Source organism: Candidatus Desulfosporosinus nitrosoreducens (assembly GCF_030954495.1).
GTDB classification, from domain to species: domain Bacteria; phylum Bacillota; class Desulfitobacteriia; order Desulfitobacteriales; family Desulfitobacteriaceae; genus Desulfosporosinus; species Desulfosporosinus nitrosoreducens.
The window spans coordinates 24,576-41,747 of record NZ_JAVHUW010000037.1 but is presented as its reverse complement, the minus strand read 5'-3'; the positions used below and the strand labels follow the sequence as shown (position 1 = coordinate 41,747).

Sequence of the window (17,172 nt, the reverse complement as noted above, 5' to 3'; positions counted from 1 at the left end):
TCATTTGATAATAAACAATTTGCAATACTGTTCATGTAAATTATGGCGTTGTTCGCCCTGATTTTTAGGATGATTTTATAATTTCAATCTTTTGATGAGTCGCAAGAAATTACTGGGTCAGACATTTGATCATCAATATCAAGAAGCTGTTGTTCCAGTGCGGCTATTTCCTTTTCACTCCATTCAGAATCCAATCTATAAATGAACGCAAGAATTTCAGCCACAGCTTTATAGAGTTCCGGCGGGATCTCTTGACCAATATCAATTTTCATTAAAGCTTCGACTAATTGGGCATCCGTTTGTATGGGAATACCTTGTTCCTGTGCAGCTTCGATCAAAGTTCGTGCAACGTCACCTTGCCCGGAGGCTACTATCTTTGAGGCCCCGCTCTTATCGTAAGCCAATGCAACTGCTTTTTCTTTCATGCCAATACATCCACTCCGTTCTTTGCCTCTCCCTTAAGCAATGTGTGAAATTCCAAATTATCCAAAGGTTTGACATGAATGGAGGTTAAGTTAATGCCTATCATTTGAAAGTTTCCTTTCACTTCGGTCATCAGACCATCAAGAAGCATTGATAAAGCGTCTGGCTTTTTCGTTAATAAACTTAACGAAAGTTGATTCAGCGAAAAGAAAGCATCAATGCCAATCGGTCCAAGGCCAGGTGTTTCAGTTTGTAATGCGATGCGACAATGTTTGGGATCAATCTTACCATTTTTGCGACTTCCCTGAATGGCAAGCTTAATTGATCTAACTCCCTGGTCTTGTCTAATAGGAATTTCGGTTAACATATAACCATTACCATCCACACCGGTATCATGCCATAATTGCTGGCCTGTGATCTTATCTAAGAATTGATTAATGACTGATGAGGAGGGATGAGTGTCCGTCAGGCTAAGCAGCTGTGCTTTTATGGTATCTTTTGACTGAGCAAGCTCCTCTGAATCTCCCCCTTGTCCTTTGATAAAAATGTCAAACAACCGATGCTCATAATTTAGCCCAAGTTGTTTTAAAAAGGATATTATTTGTCCTGTTGCTTCTTGGTTTGACAGTCCTTTTAAACTGGGTATCAAATCATTAAATTTTCGTAATAGTTCTTCGGGAAGATCAGTATTTTTGAGAATTTCTGAATATGAAGCAGTCTGCGCATCGTTTAATAAATAAGCAAATAACTCATTATTAGGCAAACCGCGGTTAGCCAATACCGTGTTTAAGGTGTTTGAGAGGACGGATTCCACGGGTTTCTGTTCAGTATCCCGGCTTAGTACTAACGTATTGTCCGCAAGGTTTTTAACAACAGCTTGGAATTTATCCCCAGGTTTTGCTTCGATATCTAAAAAAGCTTGAATTGATTCTCCATTAACTAAAATAGACACTTTGCCATCGTCTGGCGGGCTTAACACTTCAATTATAATCTTTTGCCCTATTTGAAATGTGTCCTTGCCAGGCATAGCTGCAATAGGTTTCTGAACCTCAGCATCTCGGCTCAGTACTAACGTATTATTCACAACGTTTTTAACAACAGCTTGGAGTTTATCCCCAGGTTTTGCTTCAATATCTAAAAAAGCTTGAATTGATTCTCCATTAACTAAAATAGACACTTTGCCATCGTCTGGCGGGCTTAACACTTCAATTATAATCTTTTGCCCTATTTGAAACGCGTCCTTGCCAGGCATAGCGACAATAGGGTTCTGAACTTCAGTATCCCGGCTTAGTACTAACGTATTATTCACAAGGTTTTTAACAACAACCTGAAATTTATCCCCAGGTTTTGCTTCGATATCTAAAAAAGCTTGAACTGATTTTCCATTAACTAAAATAGACACTTTGCCATCATTTGGCGGGCTTAACACTTCAATTATAATCTTTTGCCCTATTTGAAACGTGTCCTTGCCAGGCATAGCAATAATAGGGTTCTGAACTTCAGCATCCCGGCTCAGTACTAACGTATTATTCACGACGTTTTTAACAACAGCCTGAAATTTATCCCCAGGTTTTGCTTCAATATCTAAAAAAGCTTGAATTGATTCTCCATTAACTAAAATAGACACTTTGCCATCGTCTGGCGGGCTTAACACTTCAATTATAATCTTTTGCCCTATTTGAAACGTGTCCTTGCCAGGCATAGCGACAATAGGGTTCTGAACTTCAGTATCCCGGCTCAGTACTAACGTACTATTCACGACGTTTTTAACAACAGCCTGAAATTTATCCCCAGGTTTTGCTTCGATATCTAAAAAAGCTTGAACTGATTTTCCATTAACCAAAATAGACGCTTTGCCATCGTCTGGCGGGCTTAACACTTCAATTATAGTCTTTTGCCCTATTTGAAACGTGTCCTTGTCAGGCATAGCGACAATAGGGTTCTGAACTTCAGTATCCCGGCTTAGTACTAACGTATTATTCACAATATTTTTAACAACAACCTGAAATTTATCCCCAGGTTTTGCTTCGATATCTAAAAAAGCTTGAATTGATTTTCCATTAACCAAAATAGACGCTTTGCCATTGTCTGGCGGGCTTAACACTTCAATTATAATCTTTTGCCCTATTTGAAACACGTCCTTACCAGACATAGCGACAATAGGGTTAGGAATTGAGCCGATTTGCACGTTAACACCTCGAAACTTCTGCATTTACTTTAATTATACCAGTTTTTGAGTTCTTTTTAGACAAATTTAGGCCACGGTTTTTTGGTCTGTTGCAAAACAAATAATTAAATCTTTTTGAAGCCTGGTTCGAGAGGTTTGCATCTATTCGTATTAAGAAAAACTTCCGCCGAAGATACTTTTAACAAGGGCGGCGGAGTGAATATTAACTATCCTTCACTGTCATGAAACGATGGAGGGTGTACCCCCCTGAACTTTACTGGTAATGATGAAGGAGATATTAAATATTTTTTAGCCATTATTTTACTCATTTAGAAGGTATATTCATTATCTTGTAGAAAATAAAAAGATTAGCTTTTTTACATTAAACAGAGTTTTATTTATATAATTAACTGGAAAGAGGTGTTTGTTGATATGTCCCAGAGAATTCTTCGAAAATCCTTTGTGCTGGCATTAATATTCTTACTGATCTCCTCCGCCAATGTTTTTGCGTTGCCACTAGTCCCAGGTTATCCGGAAACTCAAGTTTACGCCACTCAAATTGTTGGGAATCGCTTAGACATGACTAGCCCAACGACAGGAACTTTCCACTACAAATTATTTGGAGCCCATGGCAAAGACATAACTTCTGAGTTCCCTGTTTCCGATCTGACTGTAGACGCGAGAATTTCAAAGGATGGTTGGGAAAATGGAGGAGGAAGGGCCGCCGCAAGCCTGGATCCCCAAACCGGAACCTGTACATTGACCTACGATTTTTCAGAATCTGACAAATACATTAAAGTTTACTTGACGCCTAGATATTGCTTGGGGGATTCGGCAACTTTAATTATCGGCAATGCCGATGCGGATGATCTTATAAGGGTTGATGAAATTCATTTTCTTTCTGATTCTTTAACTAAGACCGGACCAGACACTGCCACCTTCAAATATAAAATAATCAATTTTATCAATGATATTACTCAAGAAGTTCCCGCTTCCCAAATCGAAGCATGTTCATCAGATGACTCAAGCGTTGCTTTAGATCCTTCGACAGGAACAGGTACTATTACCTTTAAAGCCCTTAATACAAATCAACTTATCAGAACTACGCTTAGAGATAAAAAGACTGGAATAACTGCTGTCTTAAATACATTAGGGTTAGACCCATTTCCGGATCCAGTTCAGAGCACAACCTCTCCGACAATATCCGAAGATTCAGCACCGGACCCGGTACAGAGCACAACTTCTTCGGCAATTTCCAGAATTAGTTTTGTTTCAGGTGATTTAACAAAGACGGAATCAGATGCAGCAACCTTCCAATACAAAATATTAGACCATAATTATATGGATATCACCAAGACAGTTCCGGCAACAGATCTCAAGGCCACTGCCTTAATTAGCACCACTGAAGCTGCTATAAGCTTAGACCCGACAACAGGTATAGGAACTATAATGTATGATTTTTCAAAGAGTGACCAACAAGCTGGCCAACAAGTCCTGGTTAGTATAATGCACGAAAAAGGTATCGGTGTTTCAGCATTACTAAATCTGGCAGCTTTAGAATCGCTCAATACTGCGGATAGCGAAACAAGCGATTTGAAAATCGCTCAAATCTCTTTCCTTCCTACAGATATAATTACAGATATGATTACATCAAATTCCCATGCTCAATTGCCATATCCGATACTTTTTCCATATCAGATACTTAATAAAGAAGGAACAGATATTACAGCAAAAATTCCGGCATCTCAACTTGTTTTAAGTTCCACGGTCAATTCAATGATAGCGTTACAACCAAAAGACGGGACCTGTACAATAACCTATGATTTAAATGATTCGGCCAAAACCATTATTCTTTCCATAACAGACGAAGAAACTGGAGTCAAAACCGCATTAAATATTGGGAATATGCCTGCGGATCCGGAATCCGATGCTGATACAGATTTTAAATAATTTTTAGGATTCGAGAAGGCAAAACATCTTATAGGTAAAGAGGCATCCTCAATAAGGGGATACCTCTTTATTAATCTATATACACTTATAAGTATACTGCCTTCTCAATGGGTTCGGTTCGCTAAACTTCCAGATAATGAACTGAATAAAAAATCCATAAAGATTACCGCAAAAAATGAACTCATTTGTGATAATCCTGAAAACAATTTTCATGATGAAGGGCGGATATTGAAAATGACATCATCACTCTGCGAACAAATATATGATCTGGAAGACAGGCTGTTACAACCTGAGATTCGTCGCTCCGGAGAGGAAATTTCAAGGCTTTTGGCCGACGATTTTGTTGAATTTGGAGTTTCCGGGTACATATTCGACAAATTACAAACTGTCGAGGAATTGCCTTATTCCCCTGCAGTTCTAATAATTATTGAGGATTTTCAAGTCAAAGTCTTAGCGGCGGATGTAGTACTGGCTACCTATCGGGCAGTTAAGCCCAATGAATCCAGAGAAGAAATGCGGAATTCATTGCGCAGTTCAATTTGGAAGTTCCTCGATGGAAGGTGGCAAATGGTCTTTCACCAAGGAACCAGAACAATGGCGTCCTGCAAGGAATAAAGATGAAAGGAAAATGAGATGAGCAATATAGAAGAAGAGATTCGGCGCCGGTTATTCGAGCTGCAGGATCTGAAATACAAAGAGTTTACCTGCAAACTCATGCCAACGGTGAATCCGGAAACCGTGATCGGCGTCCGCACGCCGGATTTGCGGAAGCTCGCCCGGGAGTTTTCCCAAAGGCCGGAGGCTTCGGAGTTCCTTAAAATCCTGCCGCACGGGTATTATGAAGAAAATAATCTGCACGGCTTCCTGATTGAAACAATCAGGGATTATGATGCCGCCGTTGCCGCCATCGACGGGTTCCTGCCATACATAGACAACTGGGCAACCTGTGACCTGATTTCACCGAAAATATTCAAAAAGCATCTGCCCGAACTCTACGAGAAAATTAAAGTCTGGCTGATATCCAACCAGACTTATACAGTGCGCTTTGGGATCGGCATGTTGATGAGCTTTTATCTCAATGACGCTTTCCGGCCGGAGATGCTTGAGCTTGTGGCAGGTATCCGGTCGGACGAATACTATGTCAACATGATGATCGCCTGGTATTTTGCAACGGCCTTGGCCAAGCAGTACGAAGCGGCTTTGCCGTATATTCAGGCACAGCGTTTGGAGAAATGGACGCACAACAAAGCTATCCGGAAAGCGGTTGAGAGCTACCGGATCGGTGACGAAGCAAAGGCGTACCTGCGGACGCTGAAAGTTAAATAAAGCTGGGATTCCCAATAACTGCAACGGAATCCTATCTGTTTGATCGGAGGAAACCAGACTAACCCTTCGGTTAGACAATCTGCTAGGCTGGCATGTCTGCGACACGTCAGTTTTTTATTATGTTTATAGATTGTAAATACAACCGGCTCCCATAGGATGAGTATGAAGAAAGGTAAGAAATGCGGTGGCATCTTTTAGGTTACTGATTTTAGTCGTCTTTAAATCCTTGATGATAGCCAGAAGATATTCTAATCGGCTGTCGTTTAGTTTACCCTGGAAGCTTTGGCCAGGTTAAAATTGATCTTCGGCAATCCCATCTGCACGGAGGGCAACGCCCCGGGAATGAACGACGACGGTACCGCCGCCCAAATTTTCACGAATTATCCGATGGAAAAGCTGATGAAGCGTTACTTTAAAACGGAAGATGGTGTATAATGGCAGAAATGGTTTTTGCATTATTATGCACTAAAAATTAGGGAGAAATTATATAATGAAGTTTAAAATATTATCAATAGTTATGATATCAGCAGTATTGTTTGGTACTGGTTCTTATACGGTTTTAGCAAAATCTGATATTCAAGCCAAAAAAGAACGACTTCAACAGCTTAAATCTGAATATTCAAATAAACAACGTAAAACTGAAGCAGAGATTGTAGCTATGCCCAGAAATACTGAGAAAGATTGGGAGAAGATTAGGGAAGCTGAAAATAATCTCAAAAATATGCCTATGCAACTGGAAGCTAATCAGATAATGAAGGAATTATCAACACCAACTTCTGAACAACCCAAAGAAAGCCTTAAAACAAGAATCTTTTATTCGCGAGATGACTTAGAGACCCAAAATTATTTGGCTCTTGCGGCAAATGAAGAAGATCCTGCAATTAAAGCAAAATATATGAAGTCTGATAAAATTATGGAGCATAAAAAATCTCTGCTTGATCAAGTAGAAAAAGATTTTAACGAAGGTAAAGGAACATATGAAGAATGGAATAAGCGTATTGATGAATTAATGGCAATTGATCCGTGTAAGGTGGATTAGTCTGAATTTACAATCCTGAAAGATGAGTTTATTAAAGAACTTGGAGGATGTAAAGAGTTTTGTGTAAATGCTTAAACTTACCATTAAAGAAGAGATGGATAATCATTTGTGTGAAACTGTTCATTGGCTAAGGAACTGTAAAGGCTGGAACAAATACCGTCGTGACTCAACCTCCCTTCTGATACATTAATAGTAAGGATCAGCAGGGGTTAAAGTGAGATCCACAGCTGAAAATCTATAGCTTTGGGAGCATCAAATAAGAAAACGAGTTCAAAATGGCATGACTATCGGAGAATGATGCCTGCGGACGCTGAAAGTTAAATAAAGCTACAACCTGCCGGGCTGGCGTGTTTGCGACACGTCAGCCCTTTGTTATGTCCATAGATTGTAAATACAACCGGCTCCCATAGGCCAGGGCCTGATAAATCGGATTAATAAGCCCTTTAGAATAGTTGTCGTCATGGCATAAATTTTGCAACAGCTTAGGAGATATTCCTGATGAGTGTCTGCCGGAAACTGGGGAATGCGCAAGAGGCCGGGACACTTAAGGGCAAAGGAAAGGAGAGGAAGTCTGTGCTGGCTAAATCTGGAGCAGGAAAGACTGCTGAAAAGACATTTTTGGGTATGGGGCCGGGTGGTTGGATCGTTACCATGACCTCCTTCTTGGGGTGGACTTTGGTCAATATCGACGGTTCATTTTTCAGCTTTGTGTACCCCTTGATTCAGAAGGACCTACACTTGCCTGATTCGGCGATTGGGATCATCATTTCCTCGATGGCGCTTTCCGCCATGCTCGCTACTCTGATTGTGGGACCGTTGATGGACTATCTGGGGCGAAAGAGGATATTCCAGTGGACAATCTTATTCACTGCCATTGGGAGCGCTCTCAGTGCCCTGTCAATGGGTTTTGCCTCTCTGTTGTTTGCCAGGTGTGTCTGTATGGCCGGCAGCACCTCCGAATGGGCGGCCGGACAAACGATGGTGACAGAGGGGACACCTAAAAACTCGCGTGGCTGGTGGACGGGTTTTGCCCAGGTGGGGTGGCCGGTTGGCTGGTTCTTAACGACCTGGATCGTAATGGGTCTTGTGCCTCTCTGGGGATGGCGCGGGGTTTTTTGGGCAGGGTTAGCCCCGATCCTTTTACTGCTCTGGGTGCGGGCCCGGGTTAAAGAAAGCCCGCGTTTTGAAGACATAGCGAAGCTGAGAAAAGAGTCCAGAGCGGCCGCCGGGCAAAAGCATGAAGCGCTGGAAAGCGCGGCGGCACAGGTCAAGACCCAATTTAAGACCAACAAAGGCGAGGCGCTTCAATTCACCTATAAACAGCTGTTTAAATCCGACCTGCGCGCAAGAACGATCCTCTTTTGGATCTGGATGTTCGTTTATAATTACGGACTTTTTTCCGTGGCTTATTTCCTGCCGTCGATAGCGCAGAATCACGGTTTTACTTTGGGAGACTCCTGGATTATCAATGCCTGGGGAACCGGAATCGGAGCTGTCGGTTATTTAGTTGCGGCCTTCTGCGGAGAGAAGATCGGCCGCCGCAATGTCTCCATAATATGGCTCTCAATCGGGGGCGTTTTCGGGGCTCTCTTTGGCTTCTGCAGCTATACCTGGGGCTTAATGGCTCTTTGGTGGGCATTATATTACTTTTTTACAGTCGGACATATGGGAGTTGTCGCGGCTTATGTGCTGGAAAACTACCCCACCAGAGCAAGGGGTACCGGCGGGTCCTTCGTTTCTTTTTCTGTTTGGGTGTCGTTGCTCTTAGCCGGATTAACCTCACAGACACTTGTAAGCGTTTTTGGCGTGGAAATAGCGACGTTTTTATGGCTTGGCATTGCCAGCTGGATAGCCTGCGCCTGCGCTCTTGGCACTCCGAAAGTAAAACCCGGGCTTGAACTTGAGGAAATCAATGTATAAAGGAAAGCCCACTCAATAGTTCTTCAATCTTAAGCAAGGTTCCCCAACTGCGTGTACGTGTGAAGTGAGAGTATACGGCCGGCTCCTCTTTCCCTGAACCGGTCGGGCCGGTGATCAGGATAAAGGCCCCTATTGCTGCGGGCCCCTTGTTGTTGAAGCTCAGTCCTCCCGAAGCAAAACATTGGTAAATCGGAATTAAAAACAGAATATTTTGGCAACATCGCAATTTCATTTGCGATGTTGCCTTTTTTGGTAATAGCGCCAATAAAATTTAAGTCCTATCTCAGCCATTAAGGTGAGGATAGTGAGGATAAAACCACATTCAATAGATTCATTGCCTTATAACTCCGGTAAACAGCAAACCGCTTTCATAAAAGCAGCTAAAACTATTACCTTCTTCGGAATTTGGCATAACTATTGCTTATTTTGAGGTAGTGCGTTACAGGAATACCGGAATCTGCAAAGGACGGAAAGCGATCTTACCGGCAGCAGATCTTACCGGAACGCGAAGAGCCGGATTCAATTGAAACATGGAAAGGACGGATCTTTATGTCGGATAAAGTTATAATTACCGCCGCCTTGACCGGTGCTGTTACTCCCAAGGATATTAACGAGCATATCCCTCTTACGCCTGAGGAAATAGCTCAGGATGCCTACAAGTGCTGGAAGGCCGGCGCGTCGGTTGTGCACCTGCACATGAGAGACGGGGAAGGAAAGGGCTCCATGAATCTTGATCTTTTCCGGAGAACTATTGAACTTCTGCGTGCCAATAAAGACTGTGATGTGGTGCTTTGCTGCACATCATCCGGGGCTTACCCTACCGGAAGTTCGGAGGAGAGGATGGCCCACTTCAAGACTATTCCGGAAATTGAAATGGGTTCTTATGATGCGGGCACTTTCAACTGGGGCTGTGATGTGGTATTTGACAATACTCCCCAGTTTCTCAGGGATTTGGCCAAGTGCTATCAGGATTACGATGTGAAGCCTGAGATAGAGATTTTTGACATGGGTATGTTGGGAAATACCAAGTATTATTTGAAAACCGGTGTTTTGCACCCCCCAATTTACTGCCAGTTTGTTCTGGGCGTTTTAGGCGGCATGGAGGCTACGGTGGATAACCTTCAGTATTTGGTGAGGCACATGCCGGAGGGCGCCAAATGGTCTGCCTTTGGCATCGGCAAAGACCACTTGCCTATCATGTACGCCGCTCTAGCCTTGGGTGCGGATGGGATCAGAGTTGGACTGGAGGATAATGTGATGTACGCCAGGGGCGTCAAGGCAACCAACGTCATGTTGGTGGAACGGGCTGTCCGGGTTGTCAAAGAGTTTGGCAAGGAGATCGCCACCCCTGCCGAGGCCCGCGGGATTTTAGGCATCAAGCAGCTGATCCGCTAATAAGGAGGAAGAGAGAATGAGAACTGCAATATATGGCTGTGGTTCAATGGGCACGGTTTTAGGTGCCTATTTGAACAAAAACGGGCAGGAAACGATTTTAATCGATAGCTATGCCGAGCATGTCAGGGCCATGAATGAAAAAGGGGCACGTGTCATCCATTGTGCGGATTTCACAGTCCCGGTCAAGGCTATTACACCCGACCGGATGGAAGGCAAATATGAGCTGGTATTTCTGCTTACGAAGCAGACGGTTAACAAAGAGGTTTTAAATCAGCTTCTGCCTTTTCTAAATGCGGATAGTATTGTCTGCACACTGCAGAACGGAGTGCCCGAACCGGGCGTCGCTGGTATTATTGGCAAGGAAAGAACCGTTGGAGGCACTGTTTTATGGGGCGCAACCTTTGTGGAGCCCGGTGTTTCCGAATTAACCCAGGATATCAGCCAATCAGACTGCTTGTTTGAGATTGGTGAGATTGATGGTGTAGTTGGGGAGCGTATTCAGAGAGTGGCCGGGGCGCTGGAAGCCATGGGACCGGTTAGAATTACAGACAATCTAATGGGCGCACGGTGGCTGAAAGTTATGTTTAACAGCTGCTGGAGCGGTATGTCAGCCGCTCTTGGCTGCACCTTCGGAGAGATTATCGATAATCCCGCTGCAAGCGCCTGTATGAGCTATATTGCCAATGAGGCCGTTGCGGTCTGCCAGGCTTTGGGGTATAAAATGCCTGACTTGCTGGGAATCGACATGACCCTTCTGGGGAGGATTGGCAGCGAGGAAGAATTCAAGACTTCGCAGCAGATCTTCTATAACATCCTCAAAGATTTGCGCCCGGCAAAGGCCAGCATGCTGCAAGACCTGGAAAAAGGCAAATTAACAGAAGTAGGTATGATCAATGGCTATATTTGTGATGAGGGCAGGAAAGCAGGTATTCCTACCCCTTTCAACAAGACGGTTGTAAACATCGTAAGGTGGATTGAGGCAGGGGAGATGGCTTTCAGCAGAGATAATCTGAAATATTTTCCTGAGTCCGGCTTCGGGAAGGGTGGCCACTGAGGTATTTTGGCAGTACATAATTAATTGGGAAAGTTCTCCTTAGCCCCCAAAAAACCGGCCTTATTGGCCGGTTTTCCTGGATGGCGATGTTTATAAAGGCGGGTGGTTGATCTTCATTAATTACCGGGTGATCAGAGAGGCCTCGGTACAGGTTTGAACTTCCTCGAAGGTTAAACCGGGGGCGAGTTCTTTAAGAAGCAAACCCACGGGAGTGACTTCCATAACTCCCATGTCGGTGACGATCAAATTGACTTGTCTTGCCGCTGTCAGAGGCAGGGTGCACTTCTTGAGGATTTTGAAGCTGCCGTTTTTGGCGCTGTGCTCCATGGCAACGATAACCCGCCGTGCTCCCACCACTAAGTCCATTGCCCCGCCCATTCCCGGAACGATTTTGCCCGGTATCATCCAATTGGCTAAATTTCCTTCTTCATCCACTTGCAGGGCTCCCAGTACCGTGACATCGATATGCCCTCCGCGGATGATGGCGAAGGAGGTGGCGCTGTCAAAGCTGCAGCCGCCGGGTAAAATAGTCGCATAGTGTCCTCCGGCATTTACCGTATCGGGATCTTCTTTTCCCTTTTCCGGCGCCGGGCCGCCCCCCAGATAACCGTTTTCCGATTGAAGGATTATCTTTATCCTTTCCGGCAATGCTCCGGCAACCTTTGTTGGGATGCCAATTCCTAAATTGACGACATCTCCCGTTTTGAATTCCTGGGCCACCCGTCGAATCAGCCAGTCCATTCTTGCTTCCTTATCCAACGTTAGGCACCTCCCGCGCTTGCTTCTGAACCAAATAATCGACAAAGATACCGGGAGTCATAACTTCATCAGGATCGATTTCTCCATCGTCAAGGATATGGTTTACCTGGGCGATAACAATATCTGCCGCCATAGCAATTATTGGGTTGAAGTTGCGGGCCGAACGGCGATAGACGAGATTTCCGGACTTATCCGCCTTATAGGCATTTACTAAGGCTATATCGGCACGGAGGGGGAGTTCAAGCAGATATTCGGTGCTGTTGACGACCAATTTTTGCTTGCCTTCTTCAATAATTGTTCCGATGCCCGTCGGGGTCAGAATTCCTCCTAAACCTGATCCCGCCGCCCGGATCTGTTCGATTAACGTTCCCTGGGGAACGAGTCTGACATCAAGTTCGCCGGCGGTCATTTGCCTGCCGGTTTCTTTGTTGGTTCCGATATGGCTGGCGATAAGTTTCCTTGCGCAGCGTTTGACGATGAGGTGAGACAAGGCGTCCCCGAGAATACCCGAATCATTGGCTATGATGGTCAAGTCCCTGGCTTCCTTATGACAAACAGCTTCCAGAAGTTGTTCCGGAACTCCGCACCCGAGAAATCCTCCGACCATGATGGTCATTCCATTCTGAATCTTGTGGATTGCTTCTTTCAGTGTCACTATCTGAGCCATTGCCACTCAACCTTTCCTCAAAATATAGAAGTCTTAATCTGAAGCCCCGCGCTGGTCAGTGCAGTAATCTCCCTTTGCCGGATATAAGCCGGGGCTTTTCTTCAGCCTTAGACACCAAAGGTTGATGCAATAACTATGCCAATTAACAAGAGACAAAATCAGCCGGCGGTCAAAACCGTAAGCCAGCCTTAAATATTATACTTTTTCTTTTTCCGGTAGACATTGGACAGGTCCAGTTTTAAAATCTCCGCCACTTTGGCGGGGGTTTTGAATTGCGCAAACGTATCGCGCAGCAATTGTTCCTCGCACTGGTTCATGTAAGCCTGATAGGAAAATTGATTCTCGTAAGGGATTGGGGATTTAGGTTCACCGGCGGGGGGCGGCAAGGGAAGGACCGGATGTTGCTCCGCCTGGGCGGATAGTTGCAGAAGTCCGGCGGGAATGCCTTCAACCAGCAAATCTGTTTCCGGTGAGGTGGCGATGAGACGTTCTATGAAGTTCCGCAGTTCGCGGACATTGCCGGGCCAATCATAAGAAAGCATGAAGTTCATGACCTGTTCCGAGAGTACTTTCATACAAGAATATTTTTGACAGAAATGCTGGAGAAAGTATAGGGCCAGCGGGATGATGTCCTCCTTACGTTCTCGCAGGGGCAGGATGCGGACCGGTACGACGCTAAGGCGATAAAACAGGTCTGAACGGAAACGGTTCTCCTTGATAAGCGTTGCCAGTTCCTCGTTGGACACACTTAAAAGACGGAAATCAATCGTCTTGGATGTCAGGGAGCCGACCCGTTTAAGCCGCCGGGTTTCCAGCACGCGCAGCAGCTTTGCCTGAAGGCTGAGAGGTATGGAGTTGATTTCATCCAGAAAGAGCGTGCCGCCGTCAGCCATCTCGATCAGACCTTTTTTGCCGAGTGCGGATGCACCGGTGAAAGAGCCCTTCTCATAGCCGAAGAGTTCTGATTCCAACAGATTTTCCGGTATGGCGGCGCAGTTTACCACGATAAACGGGCCGTTGCTGCGGGCACTCATCCGATGGATGTACTCAGCTAATACCTCCTTGCCGGAACCGGTCGGACCGGTGATGAGGACCGAGGCCTCTGTTTTGGCCACGATGGAAAGCTGGCTCAGGATCAGCTTCATGCTGGGGCTTTCCGCAATGATGTCGATGCTTTTTTGAAGTTTGGGCAGAGTGGAATTCGTGCTGAAGCACTTGTTCAGGATGCCGGTCTGGATGCGAATGTTTAGCTTTTCTACGGATTCTGCCAGACAAATAACATGATTTATTCTGCCGTCGCTGGTGAAAGAGGGGGTCCCTGAGACAAACAGTTGATAGGCATTGTCATTATCAGCATCGGTAACGGTGAGCTGTACCGTAGCCTGACGCTTTTCCTGCATGACTTTTTCCCAGGCGCCGTTTGAAATGATCCCAAGCTCTTTCATCTGGGGGACCGAAATGTTTTGGTAAAATGACGGCGGTCTATAATTCATCTTGCAATAAGCGTCATTGAAATAGAGATAGTTGCCTTCCGCGTCAAGGACAAAGATACCAATATTGATGTTGTCTAAAATTTCAGCGTAAAATGAGCGCTCGTATTCCATGCAATATGACCTCCTCTATCAAGGGTATGGAGCAATTTTAGTATAGCAAAGTTTTTTAATATAGAAAATATTCAGTTAATAAATAAAGATTCTCTGCTGCCGCTTAAAATTTCCAGGCAAGGGGAGCATTTACGGCAAAAGCACTTGGCGATATTGCCAATAATTTTTGCAAGATCGCCAAAAACTTAGCAATATCGCAAAATTTAAAATATTTAAACAATAATAAAGCTATTACCTAAGAAGTGCGTTCTTCTCTATCCAGGCAGGATCGACCCGGGCCCGGCTGTACCGGAACCGGCGGCGGGACGTTAAGGCGGCCCGGTTAGGATTGGCATAGCTCTTGCAATTAAACATTGTGAACAGCTCGGAAGCAACAGGCCAGGCCTTAGTGGCAGGGAGGTGAAGTGCTCTTGCAAGGCGGAGATTTCTGAAAGAGTTTCCGAAATGATGGTTTACCTATGGGGGGCCGCAAGGTCAGCCTGGCGGAGGGACCTTTATGAAGGGGGGAAGATAATTTGATTGTTGACAGCCATTTTCATATTGATGAGACCATGTTAACAATTGATGAACAGGTGAAATTGATGGAGACAAATGGTATAACGAAAGCTGCCCTCATTGCTCCATTTAATACAACTATGTTTTCAGCCGAAGAAACTCCCGAAGGAAAGGCCGGTCTGGACTACTTTAGACAATTGCTGCTTGATGGAAGTCCGGATGGCTTTAATATGTATAATGCTTTGGTAGAGGATAGGGATTTTGTCCTGGGCGGGCAACATTTTCCCATATATTTCAAACCGGATAATGCTTGTGTTGAAAAAGCAATAGCCAGATATCCCGGTAAATTCTATGGCTGGGTCACGGTAAACCCCAACCAGCCGGAGGCAATGCGGGAAGTGGAAACCTACCTTACGAAACCGGGCTTTATTGGGGTCAAGGCGCATCCCTTCATGCACCAGTACAGTATAAAAGCGCTGGATGAAGCAGCGGCTTTTTGCAGTGAAAATAAAAAGCCTATGCTTATTCATCTCTCGGCCGAAAAAGGTTCCTATCAATATTTACCGGAAAAATACCCTGAGTTGAAGGTGATTTACGCCCATCTTGGTGTACCCCACTGGAAAAACATGTGGGAGTATGTGAAAGACAAAGCCAATGTTTTCCTGGATACCTCCAGTGATTATCTTACCCGGGAGATCGTTGCCAAAGGAGCGGGCGTTATCGATTATCGCAAGCTTATTTTCGGCAATGACGGACCTTATGGATGTCTCGAATTTAATCACTTTGACTTTACGCAAAAAAAGGGTTGGATCGAAACCCTCAAAATTCCGGACAGCCATAAGGAATGCATATTCGGCAAAAATTTTATGGAGTTGATTTCCTAGACATGCCAAGCTTAGGTTGAGTACGGAAAGTTTGCGCGGGAACCGGGCGCAGTCTGTCACTATCCTTATTGGATTAGGTGGGACAACCGGTTCGCTGCTTAATTCTGCTTTCTTGGAGGGTGATAACGTGAAAAAACATAGCAGGTTCGTTTGCTCGCTCATAATGATTATTAGTGTTGCCATGCTCGTAACCGCATGCGGTAAAACCACTGCGACAGCTGATAAAAAAGAGATTGTGATTGGAGCGGTTGGAGCTATGTCCGGGCCGTCAGCTACCTTAGGAATGGGCACAAAAGACGGAATGGATCTGGCGATCAAAGAAATCAACGCAGCCGGCGGAATTATGGGGATGACTGTGCGCGCGGTTTATAGAGACGATGAAGGAGATCCCACTAAAGCTAAGACTTACATGGAAGAGGAACTCTTAAAGGAAAATGCGGACTTTATCATTGGGCCTACCAATTCCACAAGTGTTGCCGCCACAGAGGCCTTTGTCAATCAAAATAAGAAAGTCCAAATTCTCAATATCGCAACCGCTTCCGAGCTAATTGACGCTAATAAATATCCCTACTCTTTCCGGATAATGATTCCTAATAATATGCAAGCGGAAGCCCTGGTGAAAATTGCCCTTGCTAAAGGATTTAAAAAGATAGCGCTGGTTCAAGATACATCGGCTCTGGGTACGGGCGGCCTTGCCGACATGAAAAAGTATCTGGCGCAGGCAGGTCAACAAAGTGTAGCGGAGGTCTCCTATACGCCCAATGCCACGGATATGACGCCTGTCGCTCAAAAAATCAAAGACTCAGGAGCAGACTGCGCCTTGTTCTGGGCACTGGGGGCGGATGGTGCCAAGATAGTTAAAGCGCTTGAACGTGTGAATTATATTAATAATTTAGAAATACTTGGTTATACCGGCATCTCTTTGCCAAACTTTCAAGAACTGGCAGGCCCTGGAGCAACCAGGTGCAGCACTATAGGGATCGATACCTGGGCGCCCCCCCGTTCACAGCCGAAGCTTGATGATACCCGTCAGAAGCTGTACGACAAAATTGTTGCCGAATATGGACCCTATGGACCAGGCAAGAGAGACATAAACCCTTCAACCATCGCCACCGGGTACGATGCGGTCATGCTGCTTAAAGCGGCTATAGAAAAAGCAAAATCGCTGGATAGTGACAAGGTAAAGGCGGCTTTGGAGTCCGGGGATCAATTTAAAGGTTATTATGCGGATAATTACGTCTTTTCAAAAACAAACCACGATGGCGTGAATGTGAACGAAATTGTGCAACTGGAAATCTCTAATGATAAGTTTCTGGGAGAATTAGCCTATCGCTTAGGGAATTAGCCGGCGCCAATTCCCGGCTTTAACAGTTCATAACCTGCGGATAAAGGATAATCCAGATAACCCAATTTATTTGGATTATCCCTATGGTCCGATTTAGAGCCTCATTAACTAAAGGTGAACACAACCGGAGGGCATCATATTGAG

The 17,172-nt window shown here is 44.9% G+C and carries 15 protein-coding genes; 10 read left to right on the top strand and 5 right to left on the bottom strand.

Annotation, left to right across the window (positions count from 1 at the left end):
• Positions 1-83: 83 nt before the first annotated feature.
• Together REC12_RS06500 and REC12_RS06495 are read right to left on the bottom strand one after the other, a co-directional pair.
• Positions 84-425: an EscU/YscU/HrcU family type III secretion system export apparatus switch protein gene (locus tag REC12_RS06500; RefSeq protein WP_308893007.1), complete on the bottom strand. Its 342-nt coding sequence runs from the start codon at positions 423-425 to the stop codon at positions 84-86.
• Positions 422-2,611, bottom strand: coding sequence for a TP0910 N-terminal domain-containing protein (locus tag REC12_RS06495; RefSeq protein ID WP_308893006.1), 2,190 nt, complete (start codon positions 2,609-2,611; stop codon positions 422-424). Before REC12_RS06495 ends, REC12_RS06500 begins: the two co-directional genes overlap by 4 nt.
• A 411-nt stretch (positions 2,612-3,022) precedes the next feature.
• Between REC12_RS06495 and REC12_RS06490 the strand changes: the two genes are divergently transcribed.
• The 8 genes from REC12_RS06490 to REC12_RS06455 all read left to right on the top strand — a co-directional run bounded on the left by REC12_RS06490 (position 3,023) and on the right by REC12_RS06455 (position 11,274).
• The gene (locus REC12_RS06490; RefSeq protein WP_308893005.1) at positions 3,023-4,540 is read left to right on the top strand and encodes a hypothetical protein; all 1,518 of its coding nucleotides are present in this window, start codon (positions 3,023-3,025) and stop codon (positions 4,538-4,540) included.
• A gap of 234 nt (positions 4,541-4,774) precedes the next feature.
• Positions 4,775-5,155, top strand: a complete 381-nt coding sequence (locus REC12_RS06485; RefSeq protein WP_308893004.1) for a nuclear transport factor 2 family protein — start codon at positions 4,775-4,777, stop codon at positions 5,153-5,155.
• An 18-nt stretch (positions 5,156-5,173) separates the two neighbouring features.
• Entirely contained in the window at positions 5,174-5,866 is a 693-nt protein-coding gene (locus tag REC12_RS06480) for a DNA alkylation repair protein (protein WP_308893003.1), read from the top strand.
• Positions 5,867-6,148: 282 nt separating this feature from the next.
• Positions 6,149-6,301 (top strand): hypothetical protein, encoded by a 153-nt coding sequence (locus REC12_RS06475; RefSeq protein ID WP_308893002.1) that lies wholly within the window; start codon positions 6,149-6,151, stop codon positions 6,299-6,301.
• A gap of 55 nt (positions 6,302-6,356) precedes the next feature.
• A complete protein-coding gene (locus REC12_RS06470) occupies positions 6,357-6,905 on the top strand; it encodes a hypothetical protein (protein ID WP_308893001.1) in 549 nt (182 codons plus the stop codon).
• A 498-nt stretch (positions 6,906-7,403) separates the two neighbouring features.
• On the top strand, positions 7,404-8,825 hold the full coding sequence (locus REC12_RS06465) for an MFS transporter (RefSeq protein ID WP_308893000.1): 1,422 nt from the start codon (positions 7,404-7,406) through the stop codon (positions 8,823-8,825).
• A 549-nt stretch (positions 8,826-9,374) separates the two neighbouring features.
• Positions 9,375-10,220 carry a beta-keto acid cleavage family enzyme gene (locus REC12_RS06460; protein WP_308892999.1) on the top strand — a complete coding sequence of 282 codons (846 nt, stop codon included), beginning with the start codon at positions 9,375-9,377 and terminating at the stop codon, positions 10,218-10,220.
• Between the two features lie 16 nt (positions 10,221-10,236).
• Positions 10,237-11,274 (top strand): ketopantoate reductase family protein, encoded by a 1,038-nt coding sequence (locus tag REC12_RS06455; RefSeq protein WP_308892998.1) that lies wholly within the window; start codon positions 10,237-10,239, stop codon positions 11,272-11,274.
• A gap of 120 nt (positions 11,275-11,394) precedes the next feature.
• On the opposite strand, the gene REC12_RS06450 is transcribed toward REC12_RS06455, so the two are convergent.
• From REC12_RS06450 to REC12_RS06440, 3 genes are all read right to left on the bottom strand, one after another.
• Positions 11,395-12,033, bottom strand: coding sequence for a 3-oxoacid CoA-transferase subunit B (locus tag REC12_RS06450; protein ID WP_374214182.1), 639 nt, complete (start codon positions 12,031-12,033; stop codon positions 11,395-11,397).
• The gene (locus REC12_RS06445; protein WP_308892997.1) at positions 12,026-12,700 is read right to left on the bottom strand and encodes a CoA transferase subunit A; all 675 of its coding nucleotides are present in this window, start codon (positions 12,698-12,700) and stop codon (positions 12,026-12,028) included. The genes REC12_RS06450 and REC12_RS06445 overlap by 8 nt, the downstream gene beginning before the upstream one ends.
• Before the next feature lie 188 nt (positions 12,701-12,888).
• The gene (locus REC12_RS06440; RefSeq protein WP_308892996.1) at positions 12,889-14,304 is read right to left on the bottom strand and encodes a sigma-54 interaction domain-containing protein; all 1,416 of its coding nucleotides are present in this window, start codon (positions 14,302-14,304) and stop codon (positions 12,889-12,891) included.
• A gap of 515 nt (positions 14,305-14,819) precedes the next feature.
• On the opposite strand from REC12_RS06440, the gene REC12_RS06435 reads away from it, so the two are divergent.
• Positions 14,820-15,683, top strand: a complete 864-nt coding sequence (locus tag REC12_RS06435; protein WP_308892995.1) for an amidohydrolase family protein — start codon at positions 14,820-14,822, stop codon at positions 15,681-15,683.
• 127 nt (positions 15,684-15,810) lie between these two features.
• On the top strand, positions 15,811-17,028 hold the full coding sequence (locus tag REC12_RS06430) for an ABC transporter substrate-binding protein (protein ID WP_308892994.1): 1,218 nt from the start codon (positions 15,811-15,813) through the stop codon (positions 17,026-17,028).
• Positions 17,029-17,172 lie beyond the last annotated feature (144 nt).